Raw genomic sequence first — 15,120 nt, forward strand, 5'->3', positions numbered from 1 at the left:
TTATGAGAAAAATATTTGTTGGAATTTTATTTTTTAATATGGCTATTTGTTTCAGTCAATCAAAATCTTCTTACATTCAAGCCAATTCTTTTTATGGAAACATTATTGCCCACAATTCTGATGCTTATGCTTTTTTACAAGGGCACCCAACAGGTTTTTTTATAAGTTATAACAAACGGTCTTACGGAGAAGAAGCATGGCAAGAGCGCTATAATTATCCAGACTTTGGTTATTCTTTTGGGTATCAAGATTATCATTCTGAAATTTTAGGGAAATTATATTCCATTTATGGGCATTATAATTTTTATTTTTTCAATAGAGAAGCCAAAAATCAGCTAATTTTTAGAGCAGGAATTGGCTTGGCATACAATACAAATCCGTACGATAAAGAAACTAATAATAAAAATACTGCTTTTGGAAGTTCTTTAAATTCAAGTACCTATTTTAAATTGTATTTTCAAAGAGAACATTTACTAAATAATTTGGGTGTGAATGCCGGATTAACTTTTGTTCATGCCTCTAATTCTAATATTAAATCTCCTAATTCTGGTGTTAATATTTGGGCATTTACCTTAGGGTTAAACTATGATTTAAGTTCTGAAGAACAACCTATAAATTATATTCCTTCTACAGAAAGTAAGTATTTTAAGGAGCCTATTAAATTTAATTTTGCCATTAGAGGTGGTGTTAATGAAGCTGAAATAATAGGTAGTGGCGTTAAACCTTTTTACGTTGTATCTGCTTATGCCGATAAAAGATTAAATAGAAAATCTGCCATACAAATTGGAGCCGAATTGTATATTTCACCTATGTTAAAGGAGTTTTACAATTTAAACCTAACCATACCACATACCAACCTAAAAGAAACAGATAGTTTTTCTAGAATAGGTGTTTTTATTGGTCATGAATTATTTATAAATAAAATATCTATAGAAACACAATTGGGATATTATGTGAAATATCCTTTTGAATACGATGGAAGAATTTATGAAACATTAGGTTTAAAAAGGTATTTTAACCAAAAATGGTTTGCCTCTGTTAGGCTAAAAGCACATGCTGCAAACGCCGAAACCGTTGAATTTGGAGTTGGCGTCAGATTATAAAAAATCTCTTATGAAAAATTACCTTTTTTTGTTTTTTGTGTTTTTTTATAGTTTTTTGAGTTTCGCTCAAAATTTCACCAAAAGCAACAGCTATTTACAAACAGATTTTTTTTATGGAAAACTTATTGAACACGATAAAAAACTTAAAACCGCTATCCAAAATAACCCTTATGGTTTTATGTTAAGTTGGAATACTAAAAATACAGAAAATTCAACATTTAATACACGCTATAATTTTCCTGAAAGAGGCTATACCTTCTTATATGAAAATTTTAATTCAACAGTTTTAGGTGAAGCCTATGGAGCTTATAGACATTATACCTATAATTTAACTCCCCAAAAAAAACAGCAACTAAACCTTACAAGTGCTTTTGGCCTGGCCTATACAACAAAGCCTTATAACCGTATTCGCAATAATCAAAACGTTGCTTTCGGATCAAAATTATTGGTGTCTGCATATCTAAAATTACAATACTTTACTTTTTTTACCAATACTAATTTTGGACTTCGTGCTGGCTTAAGCTTAATACATTTCTCAAATATTAGCTTTAAAAGTCCTAATTTAGGCATAAACACAGTAGCCTTTAACTTAGGTATAAATTATAAATTAAAGGCTATCGAAGTTCCTGTTTACAAAAAAATAGACTCCAAAAATAAAATACGTTCCACAATACGTTACAACCTAATTCTTAGAGGTGGTTATAATGAATCTTTAGAAATTGATAGTGGTTTATTTCCTTTTTACACCATCACTTTTTATGGTAGTAAAATTATTAATAGCTATTCAGCTATAACAGCTGGTATTGACTTTTTTAATTCACCATTCCTTAAAAACTACATTGAAGATATTAATAAAAATGAAGGAAAAACGTACAATGAAACTAATTACAAAAGAGCTGGTGTTTTTATAGGACATGAACTAATTCAAAATAATTTTGCTTTTATTTCACAAATTGGATATACTTTTTATTATCCTTTTCCATACGTAAGCAGGGTTTATGAACGTTTTGGTTTTAAATATAATTTAAGTAACCACTTCTTTTCTGAAATTACAATGAAAGTGAATTTATTTAGAGCAGAATCTCTTGAATTTGGTATTGGATATAAATTTTAAATTAAATAATGAAAAAATTAGCATACATAAGTTGTTTTATAGTACTAATAAGCTGTAACAAAGAAAATGTGAGTAATTGTTTACAAACGGCAGGAGAAATTGTACAACAAGAAATTACGGTTGACTCTTTTGATAAAATTTTAGTCAACAAAAGAGTTGAATTAATTATAACAGATGGCCCCGTTCAAAAGGTTGTGATAGAAACCGGTAAAAATTTATTGCCAGATGTTGAGGTAAAAGTAGTAAACAAACAATTAATTTTAACCAATAACAACACCTGTAATTTTTTTAGAGACTACGGACTAACAAAAATACACGTAACCTCTCCAAACATTAACACTATTAGAAACGCTTCTGAGCAACGTGTTATTTCAAATGGAACACTTACCTATCCTTTGTTATACCTTCGATCTTCTGGAGAGAAAAAGAAGTTTTTGGCCACTGGAGATTGGCACTTAACTATTGAAAATGAAAAAGTGATTATTTGGGGTAATGGTGTAGCCAATTTTTATATAAATGGTAGTTCTAACAATTTAGATATAGGTTTTACAGATGGAGATACTCGTTTTGAAGGTAAAAATTTTATAGTACAAAATATTGATGTAAAAAATGTTAGCTCTAACGATATTATAATTTACCCAGTAGAGAGTTTAACTGGCAGCATACACTCCGTTGGAGATGTAATATCATACAACAGGCCTCCAATAGTTGATGTAGAAATTTTAAGTAATGGAGCGTTAATTTTTAAGTAGTTAAAGATCTAAACAAACTTTCTAAGTTTTTATTTATAGTTACTAACCTTAATATTTTAAGTCCGTTTTCATGTGCAAAATCAAAAACTTTTGAACGCATATCTTCAGTGGTATCAAAAGTTAAAATCCAACTAGTACTAAAACTGTTATCAGCTGATTTTAAATGAGGAATACCTACTATAAATTGTTTTTCAACTTTAAAATCAAATTCAACTTCTATAATTTGTTCTTGATTTTTTTTCAGTTCAAGTAAATTTTTATCAGCAACTATCTCTCCTTTATTTATTAAAATAACACGGTCACATATAGCTTCTACTTCTTGCATAATATGTGTTGAGAATAGTATCGTTTTCTCTTTGCCTTCCTCTTTTATTAAATGTCTAATTTCAACTAGTTGATTAGGATCTAAACCCGTTGTAGGTTCATCTAAAATTAATACTTCTGGCTTGTGTATTAATGCCGCTGCCAAACCAACTCTTTGCCTGTACCCTTTAGAAAGTTGATTTATTTTTTTATGCGCTTCAGAAGTTAGTCCAACTTTAGCAATTATTTCCTTAACTTCATTTTTAGGTGTTTTATAAATTGAAGCATTAAATAGCAAGTATTCTTTAACGTACATTTCTAAATAAAGTGGGTTGTGCTCAGGCAAGTAACCAATTCTTTTTTGTGCTTCAAGTTTTTGAGTAACAATATCAAAATCACTAACCAAAACCGTGCCTTCAGAAGCTTTTAAATAACCCGTAATAATTTTCATTAAGGTAGATTTTCCTGCGCCATTTGGACCTAGAAATCCAACAATCTCCCCTTTCTTAATTGTAAAATTTACTGCTTTTAATGCAATTTGATTCCCATACAATTTGGTTATATTTTTTACTTCAATAGACATTTAACAAAAATACATTTTAATTACAATTTACCTCCTATAGTTAACGTTGTATCCTAAATATATTTTACAGACCTTTGTCAAAAATTACAAATGGGTTGTTTAAGAGTCATATTCTGTGTTATTTTCCCTCCACTGGCAGTAGTTGATAAAGGTTGTGGGTCTATTGTAATTGTATTTATTTTAACGTGTTTAGGATGGATACCTGGAGTTATTGCAGCTTTAATTATTAATAACAATCCTAATAACTAATGCAACAAATTAAATTATTAGACTTAGGTATAAAAAACTACAAAGAAACTTGGGACTACCAAGAAACACTTTTTCAAAGTACCATTCAACTAAAAATTGAAAATCGGAAAAATAACACCAACGACAAAACTCCTAATTATTTTATTTTTGTAGAACACCCTCACGTATATACCTTAGGGAAAAGTGGTGATATTAACAATTTATTACTCACCGAAACACAATTAACTGAAAAAGGAATCGCTTTTTATAAAAGTAATCGTGGAGGCGATATAACGTACCACGGTCCCGGACAAATTATTGGGTACCCCATTTTAGATTTAGATAATTTTTTTGGAGACATCCACAAATACCTGCGTTTTTTAGAAGAAGTAATTATTAGAACTTTGGCTGAATACCATATAAAAGGTGAACGTAGTGAAGGTGAAACTGGTGTTTGGCTTGATGTTGGCACCCCTTTTGCTCGTAAAATTTGTGCTATGGGAGTTCGAACTAGCAGATGGGTAACTATGCACGGCTTTGCGTTAAATGTGACTACTAATTTAGGTTATTTTGATCATATTATTCCCTGTGGAATTCGAGGAAAGGCCGTAACGTCTATGGAAGTTGAATTGAATAGAAAAATACCTTTTAAAGAAATAAAAGCTAAAATTTTAAAGCATTTTAAGGAATTGTTTGAGGTTGAGTTTAACTAATTAGCATTCCTGCAAAGGCAGGAATGACAGAAGCAAAAAAACTTTTCAACTCATTAAGTTTTATACTCGAATGAACCTTCACAAAATGTACTATCTCATTCTTAATAAACAAGATTACCACAACATTTTATCAAAAACTTCGCAATAACAGAGAACGTTTAACTTTGAAATAAATAACCACAAACTGAGAATTGAGAACTTGATATTAATTCTCTTCGTTAAAATACACTTTATAAAATTTCATTTTTTTCTCTTCATCATACCCTTTTTCTAAATATTCATTTGCCGCATCTGGTGCGTCTATATCTAGTTTAATTTGGATATTTGTATCTAATTTAATTTCTGTTTTAATCTTTTGTTTTTGTTTTTTTAATACAATATCAGATACCGCAAATTGGTTTCGCACCAATACATTATTTACTGTTTCAAATTGTTTTTTATAATCGTCAAACAAGGGTATAAACTCTTCATTTTCATTAAAAACTTCCTCTTTAAAGCTGTTGATATTTACCAATTCATTTTCTTTAAAAAAATCAACTGTTTTAGCTAAAAATTTACTTTTTTCATAAACACCAAAATCTTCTTTTATAATTTCTTCTGAAAAATCTTTACACATTTCTATGTAATTTTGTGTATGCTGGTTGTTATCATCAGCATATTTTACATTTAAAAAGTTATTTAACCAGTATTGAGCATCATAATTATTTGTATCAACACTTAACACCACTTTCCCTTCTGTATCTGATGAATTGATAATTAAACAACCTTTATCTAGTTTTTTGGTGCTAATTCCTTTTTGAACAAACACGTCTAAACTCCCTTTTTCCATAAAGGTTTGAAAGAAGTTAATTTTATTTTCAATTTTAAAAATACCAATAGCTTGTGTTAGTACTTCTTTATATTCTATATCTTCAAACAGCGCAATAATAACATCCCCAATTTTTATTTGTGCAGAGTTAGATTGCTCAAATAAGTGATTTACAATGTGTTTTGAGACATCAATAAACGCAGTTTCATCTTCAAAAATTTGTGATGAATAGTTGTTAAGTTCATTTAACTCAATGTTTGCATGGTGATTGAATCGAAAACTCTCCGTTACGTTTCCAAAGGGTTTTAATAAAAAAGGCTTCATTAGCTCGTAACTTTCTTCGTCAAAGGTTATTGTATTTTCCGAAAAAATATTGGTAGCACTATTAAACTTGTTTCCAACTTTATGGATAATGAATTTTGAAATTGCTGCTCGGTTTCTTTTAATCATCAGTTACATTTTTAACAAACGCAAATGTATTATTTTATGATGATTTTTAGGCTAATTACAACTCTAATTTTAACTGTTGTGGCAATAATTTAAATGATTTTCTGTGATAGTTGGTAATCCCAAATTCTCGAATAGCATTTCGGTGCTGTTTTGTAGGGTACCCTTTATTTTTTTTCCAAAAATACTGAGGAAATTCTTCATCTAATTTTTGCATAAACTCATCTCTATACGTTTTTGCTAGTATTGAGGCTGCAGCAATACTCATGAATTTAGCATCACCTTTTACAATTGTTGTGTGTGGAATATTTTTATAAGCGTTAAACTTATTACCGTCAACAATAATATGCTCAGGTGTTATTTGCAGTTTTTCAATGGCTTTATGCATGGCCAAAATAGATGCTTGTAAAATATTTATTTTATCAATGGTATCTTCAAAAACATACGACACTTTAAAAGCTAAGGCATTTTCTTCTATAAATGGACGTACTAAGTTTCGTTGCTTTTCTGTTAACTGCTTTGAATCGTTTAATAATGGGTGCTTAAAATTATTAGGTAAAATAACTGCTGCAGCAACTACTGGACCAGCCAAACATCCTCTTCCCGCTTCATCTGTACCAACTTCTATTTTATTTTTTAAATAATATTTTTTTAGTCCCATAAATTAAAAACAACACACAAAATTAAAATTAATTATTAAACCAACTACTTTTATTAAATACATCTAATTCAATTTTATTTTTTAAATTGGTACCTGCAATTTTGTAGACCCCATTTCGTTCAAATATTTTACCTTTGCATCTTATCTTTACGTTTCTTATGAAGAAAATATTTTTTGTAACATTGTTTGTCTTTTTTATTTTTAATGTGTCAGCACAAAGAAAATTGTTATCAAGAGCAGAAGGAAGATTATTTGAAAATGACACCACTTCATTTAATGAAGAGGTACAAATTAAATTAGATGGTTTAACAAAATATACCGATTATAAAATTATTTCAATTAATAACGATACCACGCTTATTGATACTACATTAACGTTAAAGAAGTATTTTAAATTTAATTACCTTCGAAAAGATAATTTTGAATTATTACCATTTCACAATCAGGGACAAACTTTTAATAAACTGGGATATAACTTTCAAAACAACTCTTTATTTCCAACAATTGGCGCTAATGCCAAACAATTTAATTACTATAAAATTGAAGATATTTATTATTACAATGTTCCTACCCCAACTTCAGAAATATTATACAGAAGTGGTTTAGAACAAGGTCAGGTTTTAGATGCATTTTTAACTATGAATACTTCCAAACAGTTTAATTTTTCTCTAGCTTATAAAGGTTTGCGATCACTAGGTAAATATAGAAACACCTTGGCAAGCCACGGAAATTTTAGGGCAACTTTTAACTACCATACCAAAAATGAAAAATATTTTGTTAGAGGTCATTTTTCTTCTTTTGATTTAACAAACAATGAAAATGGTGGTTTAACAGAAGAAGCTATCCTGAATTTTGAAAGTAACGACCCTAATTATATTGATAGAGCAAGATTGGAAGTGAATTTTATAGATACTGAAAATTTACTAGAAGGAAAACGTTATTACATGGAGCAACTATTTACTGTTTTTTCCAAAAATAATAATATTGAAAAACACAATACTGTTATTTTAAACAAGCTAAAAAAATACAATGCTGTACTAACTCAAATTGAGAATTTAAAAAAAGATACTACCCTCTCTAAGAATAAAACCAAAAGAAAGGTTCCAAAAAAACGAAAAAAGCCTATCTTAAATCTAAAAACTTCAATTACAAAACAACTTGCCATTCCAACTAAAAACAATGTAACGACTGATTCTTTAAGCATTGCTAAACTAGACTCCATTAAAAAAATAAACAGTATTAAAATTGATTCTCTGTTAATAATAGCATCTAAAATTAAAACGGATTCAACTCAATTAATTACTTTGAATAAAAAATCATATCTCGATGTTAAATTGGGACATACTTTTATGTATGAGACCAAACATTATCGTTTTAAACAAGCTTCAGTAACTCCTATTTTTGGAGAGGCTTTTAATTCAACCATAAACGACCATACTTCATATCAAAAATCAAATAATCAATTTTTCTCCTAATAAATTCACCATACACAGGTGAACTAAAAGTTAAAACAACCTATTTTACGTATAACTATCATTACAACAGTATATTATATTATGACAACCAAACTATCTCAGATAAATTAAAAGGAAATGCTATTGCCGCTGGTGCCGATTGGAAAATAAAGTTTGGTAATATTTATTTAAATGCTGATGCCTCTTCAATTATTGCCGGAGATATAACTGGAAATTCTATCAAAGCCAATGCTCTGTTTAAAAAAGATAGTATTTATAGTGTTAAAGGATTTGCTGAATTAACTTCAAAAACTCCCGATTTTAATACCCTTTTGTATCAAAGTGATTATGTAGATTACAATTGGCAAAACAATTTTAACAATGAAAATATTTCACTTGTTGGTGTTGAATTTAAGTACCCTAAATGGGGAACTATAAAAGCCAGTTATAACTTAGTTGATAACTACACCTATTTTGATGAAAACTCAAAACCTGTACAGGCTACAGAAACGTTGAATTACATCAAAGTAAAAGCCAATGCTAAAGTTAGTTATAAAAAATTTACATTAGACAATACCGTAATGTACCAAAAAGTTTCAAAAGGCGAATCGTTTTTTAGAGTTCCTGAATTGGTTACAAGAAACACACTATATTATGCCAGCTATGTATTTAAAGGGAAACCTATGTACTTACAAACAGGAGTGACTTTTAAATATTTTACTTCATATAACATAAATGCTTATAACCCTTTACTAAGTGAATTTGTATTGCAAAACGAAACCGAAATTGGAGATTTTCCAATATTAGATTTTTTTGTAAATGCACAAATTCGCAGAACTCGTATCTATTTTAAAGTTGAAAACTTTGGAGCAGGTTTTACCGGCAGAAATTATTATTCAGCACCTAATTATCCTTACAGAGATTTAACGGTTCGGTTTGGTTTAGTTTGGAATTGGTTTATATAAAAAACTTTTATTCATAAAAATAATCCTCCAAATATTTATAAACAAGTGCTATTAAACCCGTTGTGTTTTTTAATTTATTTGACACAAATGAATATCAGTCCGAGTTATTTTTGATAGAAAATTGTAAATTTATAAACGAAATAGCTACAACAAGCTATTGAGCTATTATTTAGCAACTAACTTCTTTATTTTTATTTTAAAAGCTGCAAAAAACAACGTCATAATTGGACTTAGCCAGTTAAAAATAGCATACACAAAATAATCTGCAACACCTACGCCTAAAACACTAGATTGGTAAGCACCTCCTGTATTCCAAGGAACCAATGTTGAAGTTACTGTCCCTGAATCTTCCAATGTTCTACTCAAATTTTCTGGAGCTAGCCCCTTATCTTTGAAGGCTTTTGCATACATTTTACCTGGAACAACTATTGCTAAATACTGGTCTGATGCTGTTGCATTTAACGTAATACAACTAAAAACTGTACTGGCAAATAATCCAAAAATAGAATCAAACATATTTAGAATTGAACTACTTATTTTGGCTAAAGCACCTATGGCATCCATAACCCCACCAAAAGTCATTGCACAAATTATTAGCCAAATTGTTCCCAACATTCCTCCCATTCCTTTAGCTTCAAACAATCCATTAAGCCTCTCATCTTCCGTTTGTATTGAAGTTTCAACCGTCAAAGCATTCATTACCGAAAAGTAAGCCGATTGTAAAAAATTTGTTGGTAATGCATTTAAATTTATAGTACCTATTTCTTTTCCATCTTTAAAAATAGTTGTTGTTTCTGAAAATTTGTCAGTTACAGAAGTTTTTGATGATAGAAGATTAAAAACAATAGGTTTTGACATTGTAACTCCTTCTTCTTTAGAAATTAATGTATACACCCCTGGTGACTGATAATTATTATTTGACACATTATCCCAAGATACATAATCTTTAAATTCACTAGAAACCTTTGTTACGTCATATCTCAATCCTTGATCCCATATAATAGCACTTTGAAAAATAGTTGCAAAAATACCACCTAAAAGTGCCCCAATAATTAAAGCTATTAATGGTGATGTTTTTCTAATTATTAATAAAATTACAATAGCAGGAACAATAAAAAGCCAAGGTGTTACATTAAACGAAGCTTTGATACCAGCTAGCATTTTTTCAGTATTAACACTTCCTGTAGCATCAATATTAAACCCTATAATTACAAATACAATTAACGTAATTATAATTGTTGGAACCGTAGTGTAGGTCATATATTTTATATGCTCAAAAAGTTCTCCTCCTGCTACAGCTGGAGCCAAGTTTGTTGTATCAGATAATGGAGACATTTTATCTCCAAAGTAAGCCCCAGACAATACGGCTCCGGCAGTCATTCCTGCAGGAACACCTAATGCATTTCCAATTCCCATAAGTGCAATACCAACAGTTGCCGATGTTGTCCAAGAACTACCCGTTGCAATTGATACTATACAGCAAATTACAAGTGATGCTGCTAAAAACACTGTTGGATTTAAAATTTGTAAACCATAGTAAATCATTGAAGGTATAATGCCGCTTATTAACCAAGTACCAGCCAAAGCCCCTACCATTAATAAAATGATAATAGCACTGGATGTAGATTTCACATTTTCACCTACTTCTTCAAGCATTAATTTATAGGGGACTTTATTTAAAAACCCTACAATTGCAGCTACTGCTGCCCCCATTAATAAGATAAACTGATTACTACCACTTAGTGCATCATCTCCGTAAGCATATACATTAAAAGCTAACATTCCTATAAGAGCAACAATTGGAATTAGTGCCTCCCATATACTTAATTCTTTATTTTCTATTATTTTTAGGTCTCCAACTTTTATTTCTGATAAGTTTTTATCTTCTTGCATTCTTACATTTTTAGGAATGTAATAATACACAAATTTGAACCTTTTTGCAACTAAAAAATCCCATTCAAAATTAGAATGGGATTTTTTTATAATATAAAGAGTTGTTAATTATAGTACTCCTATTTCTGTCATACATTTATGCATTGCTCTATATGTACGTTCAATATCATTATCTAACCCAATTGAAAAACGAATAATTCCATCAGAAAGCCCCATTTCAACTTGTTCTTCTTCAGGAATTTCAGAAGAAGTGCTTGTTCCTGGCGCGCTAAATAATGTTTTATAAAACCCTAAACTAACGGCTAAATAACCTAAGTTATTATGTTGCATTAACTCCATTAATTCATTGGCTTTTTTCAAGGTTCCAACATCAATTGTCATAATTCCTCCAAAGCCATATTCTTCATTGTACATTGTTTTAAAAAGCTCGTGATCACTGTGACTTTTTAAACCTGGATACACCACTTTTAAACCATCTTTTTCAAAATGTTCTGCCAAATACAAGGCATTTTCACTATGCTTTTTCATTCTAATATGCAATGTTCGCAAGTTTTTCAAAATACTTGCTGAACGGAAACTATCCATTACAGGACCTAACAACATAGCTGCTCCATCGTTTACACTTCTTAAACTATCTATAAATTCTTGTGAAGCACAAACAACACCTCCTACAGTATCGTTTGTTCCATTAATAAATTTTGTTAAACTGTGAATTGTGATATCTGCTCCTAATTTTTGTGGAGAAATTATTAAAGGGGTAAATGTATTATCTACCACCAATAATATGTTGTGCTTTTTTGCAATTTTTGATAATGCTGTTACATTAGCAACTTCTAATAGCGGATTACTAATTGATTCACAATAAATCATTTTTGTTGTAGAAGTAATTGCTGCTTCAATTTTTTCCAACGAAGTAATATCAACAAAAGAAGTTGTAATATTTAATTTTGGTATAAAGTTTTTTAAAAATGCATACGTACCACCATAAATGGTTCTACTTGAAACAATATGATCTCCTGCTCCACAAACTTGCAATAATACTGAAGTTATTGCTCCCATACCCGATGCTGCTACATTAGCAGTTTCTGTAAATTCCATAGCCGCCAAAGCTTCATTTAGGTATAAATTACTTGGACTGGTATGGCGTGAATATAAATAACACCCCTCTGCATGTCCTTCAAAAGTATCAAGCATTGTTTTGGCATGTAAAAATGTATATGTTGCTGAATCTGAAATTGAAGGATTTACACCTCCAAACTCTCCAAAATATTGTAAATCTTGAATGTTATTTGCTGGTTTATTGCTCATGACTAAAATTTTTATATTATAAAATTACAAAACAACCACTTAATAAACTGAATTATTTACTAATATCAGTTATTTTTACTATATATTTTAATAAATACAGTTATAACAACTTTATACTTCTATTATTTTACTTATTTTTAGCAAAAAATACTAATATGATAAAACTAGACGTAACAGATAAAAACATTTTAAAATTACTTCAAGTAAATTCAAAAGCCAACATCAAAGAAATTGCACTAAAAATTGGTTTAACACAAACTCCTACCTATGAACGTATTAAAAGGCTGGAAAAGCACGGTGTAATTCAACAATATATAGCTGTATTAAATAAAGAAAAATTAGGGTACACCATTGAGGTGTTTTGCCAAGTTACCCTATTGGTACACTCTAAAGAATTGATTCGAAAATTTGAGATTGCAGTAAATAAAATGGATGAAGTTATTGAATGTTTTCATATAGCTGGCAACTACGATTATTTGTTGAAAGTAATTGTAAAAGATATGAAAAGCTATCAGCTTTTTTTAAAAAACAAATTAGCTATTTTAGATTCTGTTGGGAATGTTCAAAGTACTTTTGTAATGTCTTCAACAAAAAAAACAGGAATCCTTAAATTTAGTGAAGATACTTGAAATTAATACTTTTTAAATTTAATGCTCTTTGTTTTTATTTTAAAAATATAATTCCCTTTAAGAAGGTTTTCTATATTAACTGTGATTATATGCTGTGTATGGTTTACTATTTTAATTTTAGAAGTCAACTCCTGACCAAGCATATTGTAAATTTTAAACTCTTTTATAGCTATAGAATCTGCTTCAATTGTAACTAAATTACTTCCCGGATTTGGATACACGTTAAATTTATTTTTAGCTGCAATTTCTTCAGAAGATAAAGAGCTACTTGAAAATGTATTGTTTAAGGCATTTGCTACTTTAACCCAACCCGTTGAGTCATTTCTAAGTCGCGTTTTTTCCTGTTCTAAGTGCATAAAACGCCCGTTAGTTACAGTAGCATTTGCATTGCAATAATTAGAACTTGCATTTATTAATCTTCCTTGCGTATTGTAAAACCCTCGCAACCTTGTCCAAGATAAATCTATATGAGCTAATTTAAATGTTAGTACGGCATCTTCATTTTCTATATTGGTTTTAAAAATTGAAATATAATCAGGAGATGGCGTTAGTTGAGTTCCATTACTGAGAATAATATAGGGGTCGGATGTTAGTTTACTAAATCCGTGAAGCTGAATAAAATGAGATTCGTTAAATGTATTAAAAATAACAGCTGTTGTTGTTTGAAATATAGTAGAAACATTGTGAGAAAGATCTGAAATCCTATAATTTTCGGAGCTTCCTGAACATACTGTTGTAGTTCCGTCACAGCTAGAATAATTACTGTTGTTACACCTACTAGTGCCGCTTAAAGCAAAAAACAATGCCTCTGTTTTCATAAATACAAAAACACCTTCTTTCCCTGTGTTAAAATCTTTTTTTGGATGTGGAGATTGAATTACCAATGATTTCGTGTAATTTGGATAATAAACATAGGTTCCCCAATAATTTGCACTATTTGTTTTTAACATATAATACGTACTGTTTTCAATGCCCGTAGTATCAACAAATTTCACCAAATTGTAGCCTATTGCATTGGCTGTATCTGATGCTTTTGCATAATTTTGATTAAATAAATTGGCTAAAATACCACTCCAAGAGTTTTGTTGTGTTAAAGTTGGGTGTGCGTAATTATTTCCTGAATTTCCTGGCATATTTGTTATTATAGTAGCTATTTCATCAAAAAGACTTCCTGAAGTGTTGACTATTTGTGCCCTAGTAAACAAATTTGTACTAAAAAGAAATATCAATAATATGAAGCCAACTCTATTCAAACAATATGCAATTATAATATATTAATTAAAGGTAACAAAAGGTTGATATATAAGTTCCTTTTTTAGTGGTAATTATTATTTTAGAAATCAATAGATAACTACATCTAAATTTGAAATGGTAAAACACGGAATATAAAAAGTGTAATGCAAAATAAGTTGTCTGTTCGAGCGCAGTCGAGAACTATATCACACATAGATAGGTCTCGACTGCGCTCGTACCAAACACAAACAAATAGAATTTATTAAATTAATCGTATGAAACTATCAACTGAGCTCTATATTATTTAACTGCAACAATAACCACTTGTAGATCAAATTCATTATTAATAAATTTTTCTTTAAGATTATTAAAAAATGTTTTCGATTTGTATTTTACATTAAAATCTGCTCTGTTTACTTGAAATGTTTCACTTGTTAAAGTCACTGTATCTGCTGTTTCCGTAATAGTTACAGGAAACGTAAGTTGCTTCGTAATTCCTTTAATAGTCATATTTCCTGTTATCATCATTTTCCCTTCTATTGTTTTGCTATCTGTAATTTCAAATTTAGAAGTAGGAAATGCAGCAACATCAAAAAAATCATCTGACTTTAAATGCCTTTCTAATTTTGCACTTCCGCCAGCATCCTTAATTGTTAACATATTGGCTATAAAATAACCTCCTTTTATTGTTCCATTGTCCATTTTCAACGCTCCAGACTCTAAAGTAATAGTGCCATGATGAGAACCTGTAGGTTTGTAACCCTTCCAGTTTATTGTTGAGTTTGAAATATCTGTAGTATAATTTACTTTTTCTTGAGCATTAGATGTTGTATACAACAATGTAATTAAAGTAAAAGCTGCTATAAATAATTTTGTTATTTTCATTGTTTTTAATTTTGTTAGTACTTATTGCAATAGTACTAAAA

15 protein-coding genes are annotated in these 15,120 nt (G+C 29.6%); 8 read left to right on the forward strand and 7 right to left on the reverse strand.

Annotated features, from left to right (window positions below; translation table 11 throughout):
* Positions 1-2: 2 nt before the first annotated feature.
* The 3 genes from Lupro_RS06055 to Lupro_RS06065 are packed head-to-tail and all read left to right on the forward strand — an operon-like array spanning position 3 to position 2,969.
* Positions 3-1,103 (forward strand): acyloxyacyl hydrolase, encoded by a 1,101-nt coding sequence (locus Lupro_RS06055; protein WP_068211484.1) that lies wholly within the window; start codon positions 3-5, stop codon positions 1,101-1,103.
* Positions 1,104-1,113: 10 nt separating this feature from the next.
* On the forward strand, positions 1,114-2,217 hold the full coding sequence (locus Lupro_RS06060) for an acyloxyacyl hydrolase (protein ID WP_068207337.1): 1,104 nt from the start codon (positions 1,114-1,116) through the stop codon (positions 2,215-2,217).
* Between the two features lie 8 nt (positions 2,218-2,225).
* On the forward strand, positions 2,226-2,969 hold the full coding sequence (locus Lupro_RS06065) for a head GIN domain-containing protein (RefSeq protein WP_068207340.1): 744 nt from the start codon (positions 2,226-2,228) through the stop codon (positions 2,967-2,969).
* On the opposite strand, the gene gldA is transcribed toward Lupro_RS06065, so the two are convergent.
* Complete coding sequence (gldA, locus tag Lupro_RS06070) at positions 2,962-3,855, reverse strand: gliding motility-associated ABC transporter ATP-binding subunit GldA (protein ID WP_068207342.1); 894 nt, start codon at positions 3,853-3,855, stop codon at positions 2,962-2,964. The two genes, Lupro_RS06065 and gldA, sit on opposite strands and share 8 nt — an antisense overlap.
* A 90-nt stretch (positions 3,856-3,945) precedes the next feature.
* Here gldA and Lupro_RS13140 point away from each other — a divergent pair, with 90 nt between their 5' ends.
* Positions 3,946-4,104 carry a YqaE/Pmp3 family membrane protein gene (locus tag Lupro_RS13140; RefSeq protein WP_082703867.1) on the forward strand — a complete coding sequence of 53 codons (159 nt, stop codon included), beginning with the start codon at positions 3,946-3,948 and terminating at the stop codon, positions 4,102-4,104.
* Positions 4,104-4,796 (forward strand): lipoyl(octanoyl) transferase LipB, encoded by a 693-nt coding sequence (gene lipB, locus Lupro_RS06075; protein ID WP_068207345.1) that lies wholly within the window; start codon positions 4,104-4,106, stop codon positions 4,794-4,796. Before Lupro_RS13140 ends, lipB begins: the two co-directional genes overlap by 1 nt.
* Before the next feature lie 205 nt (positions 4,797-5,001).
* Here lipB and Lupro_RS06080 read toward each other — a convergent pair whose 3' ends face one another.
* Together Lupro_RS06080 and Lupro_RS06085 are read right to left on the reverse strand one after the other, a co-directional pair.
* Positions 5,002-6,054 (reverse strand): nucleoid-associated protein, encoded by a 1,053-nt coding sequence (locus Lupro_RS06080; protein ID WP_068207348.1) that lies wholly within the window; start codon positions 6,052-6,054, stop codon positions 5,002-5,004.
* Between the two features lie 55 nt (positions 6,055-6,109).
* Entirely contained in the window at positions 6,110-6,712 is a 603-nt protein-coding gene (locus Lupro_RS06085; protein WP_068207350.1) for a ribonuclease HII, read from the reverse strand.
* A gap of 158 nt (positions 6,713-6,870) precedes the next feature.
* Between Lupro_RS06085 and Lupro_RS13805 the strand changes: the two genes are divergently transcribed.
* Together Lupro_RS13805 and Lupro_RS13810 are read left to right on the forward strand one after the other, a co-directional pair.
* Entirely contained in the window at positions 6,871-8,187 is a 1,317-nt protein-coding gene (locus Lupro_RS13805) for a putative porin (protein ID WP_068207353.1), read from the forward strand.
* Positions 8,187-9,131, forward strand: coding sequence for a putative porin (locus Lupro_RS13810; RefSeq protein WP_257721009.1), 945 nt, complete (start codon positions 8,187-8,189; stop codon positions 9,129-9,131). Before Lupro_RS13805 ends, Lupro_RS13810 begins: the two co-directional genes overlap by 1 nt.
* Before the next feature lie 165 nt (positions 9,132-9,296).
* Here Lupro_RS13810 and Lupro_RS06100 read toward each other — a convergent pair whose 3' ends face one another.
* Both Lupro_RS06100 and Lupro_RS06105 read right to left on the reverse strand, forming a co-directional pair.
* Positions 9,297-11,024 (reverse strand): Na+/H+ antiporter NhaC family protein, encoded by a 1,728-nt coding sequence (locus Lupro_RS06100; RefSeq protein WP_068207359.1) that lies wholly within the window; start codon positions 11,022-11,024, stop codon positions 9,297-9,299.
* Between the two features lie 108 nt (positions 11,025-11,132).
* Complete coding sequence (locus tag Lupro_RS06105; RefSeq protein ID WP_068207363.1) at positions 11,133-12,332, reverse strand: aminotransferase class I/II-fold pyridoxal phosphate-dependent enzyme; 1,200 nt, start codon at positions 12,330-12,332, stop codon at positions 11,133-11,135.
* Positions 12,333-12,487: 155 nt separating this feature from the next.
* Here Lupro_RS06105 and Lupro_RS06110 point away from each other — a divergent pair, with 155 nt between their 5' ends.
* Positions 12,488-12,961, forward strand: a complete 474-nt coding sequence (locus Lupro_RS06110) for an Lrp/AsnC family transcriptional regulator (protein ID WP_068207367.1) — start codon at positions 12,488-12,490, stop codon at positions 12,959-12,961.
* 2 nt (positions 12,962-12,963) lie between these two features.
* On the opposite strand, the gene Lupro_RS06115 is transcribed toward Lupro_RS06110, so the two are convergent.
* Positions 12,964-14,166 (reverse strand): T9SS type A sorting domain-containing protein, encoded by a 1,203-nt coding sequence (locus Lupro_RS06115; protein ID WP_144439113.1) that lies wholly within the window; start codon positions 14,164-14,166, stop codon positions 12,964-12,966.
* A gap of 328 nt (positions 14,167-14,494) precedes the next feature.
* A complete protein-coding gene (locus tag Lupro_RS06120) occupies positions 14,495-15,079 on the reverse strand; it encodes a YceI family protein (protein ID WP_068207374.1) in 585 nt (194 codons plus the stop codon).
* Between the last annotated feature and the right edge of the window lie 41 nt (positions 15,080-15,120).

This window comes from Lutibacter profundi (genome assembly GCF_001543325.1).
In the GTDB taxonomy this organism is placed as follows: Bacteria; Bacteroidota; Bacteroidia; order Flavobacteriales; family Flavobacteriaceae; genus Lutibacter; species Lutibacter profundi.

Bases quoted from the DNA above. Each gene is read 5' to 3' on its own strand.
- Lupro_RS06060 (WP_068207337.1), top strand. From the start codon at position 1,114: ATGAAAAATTACCTTTTTTTGTTTTTTGTGTTTTTTTATAGTTTTTTG.
- gldA (WP_068207342.1), bottom strand. From the start codon at position 3,855: ATGTCTATTGAAGTAAAAAATATAACCAAATTGTATGGGAATCAAATT.
- Lupro_RS06055 (WP_068211484.1), top strand. From the start codon at position 3: ATGAGAAAAATATTTGTTGGAATTTTATTTTTTAATATGGCTATTTGT.
- Lupro_RS06080 (WP_068207348.1), bottom strand. From the start codon at position 6,054: ATGATTAAAAGAAACCGAGCAGCAATTTCAAAATTCATTATCCATAAA.
- Lupro_RS13140 (WP_082703867.1), top strand. From the start codon at position 3,946: ATGGGTTGTTTAAGAGTCATATTCTGTGTTATTTTCCCTCCACTGGCA.
- Lupro_RS06110 (WP_068207367.1), top strand. From the start codon at position 12,488: ATGATAAAACTAGACGTAACAGATAAAAACATTTTAAAATTACTTCAA.
- Lupro_RS06085 (WP_068207350.1), bottom strand. From the start codon at position 6,712: ATGGGACTAAAAAAATATTATTTAAAAAATAAAATAGAAGTTGGTACA.
- lipB (WP_068207345.1), top strand. From the start codon at position 4,104: ATGCAACAAATTAAATTATTAGACTTAGGTATAAAAAACTACAAAGAA.
- Lupro_RS06105 (WP_068207363.1), bottom strand. From the start codon at position 12,332: ATGAGCAATAAACCAGCAAATAACATTCAAGATTTACAATATTTTGGA.
- Lupro_RS06100 (WP_068207359.1), bottom strand. From the start codon at position 11,024: ATGCAAGAAGATAAAAACTTATCAGAAATAAAAGTTGGAGACCTAAAA.
- Lupro_RS06065 (WP_068207340.1), top strand. From the start codon at position 2,226: ATGAAAAAATTAGCATACATAAGTTGTTTTATAGTACTAATAAGCTGT.
- Lupro_RS13805 (WP_068207353.1), top strand. From the start codon at position 6,871: ATGAAGAAAATATTTTTTGTAACATTGTTTGTCTTTTTTATTTTTAAT.
- Lupro_RS06120 (WP_068207374.1), bottom strand. From the start codon at position 15,079: ATGAAAATAACAAAATTATTTATAGCAGCTTTTACTTTAATTACATTG.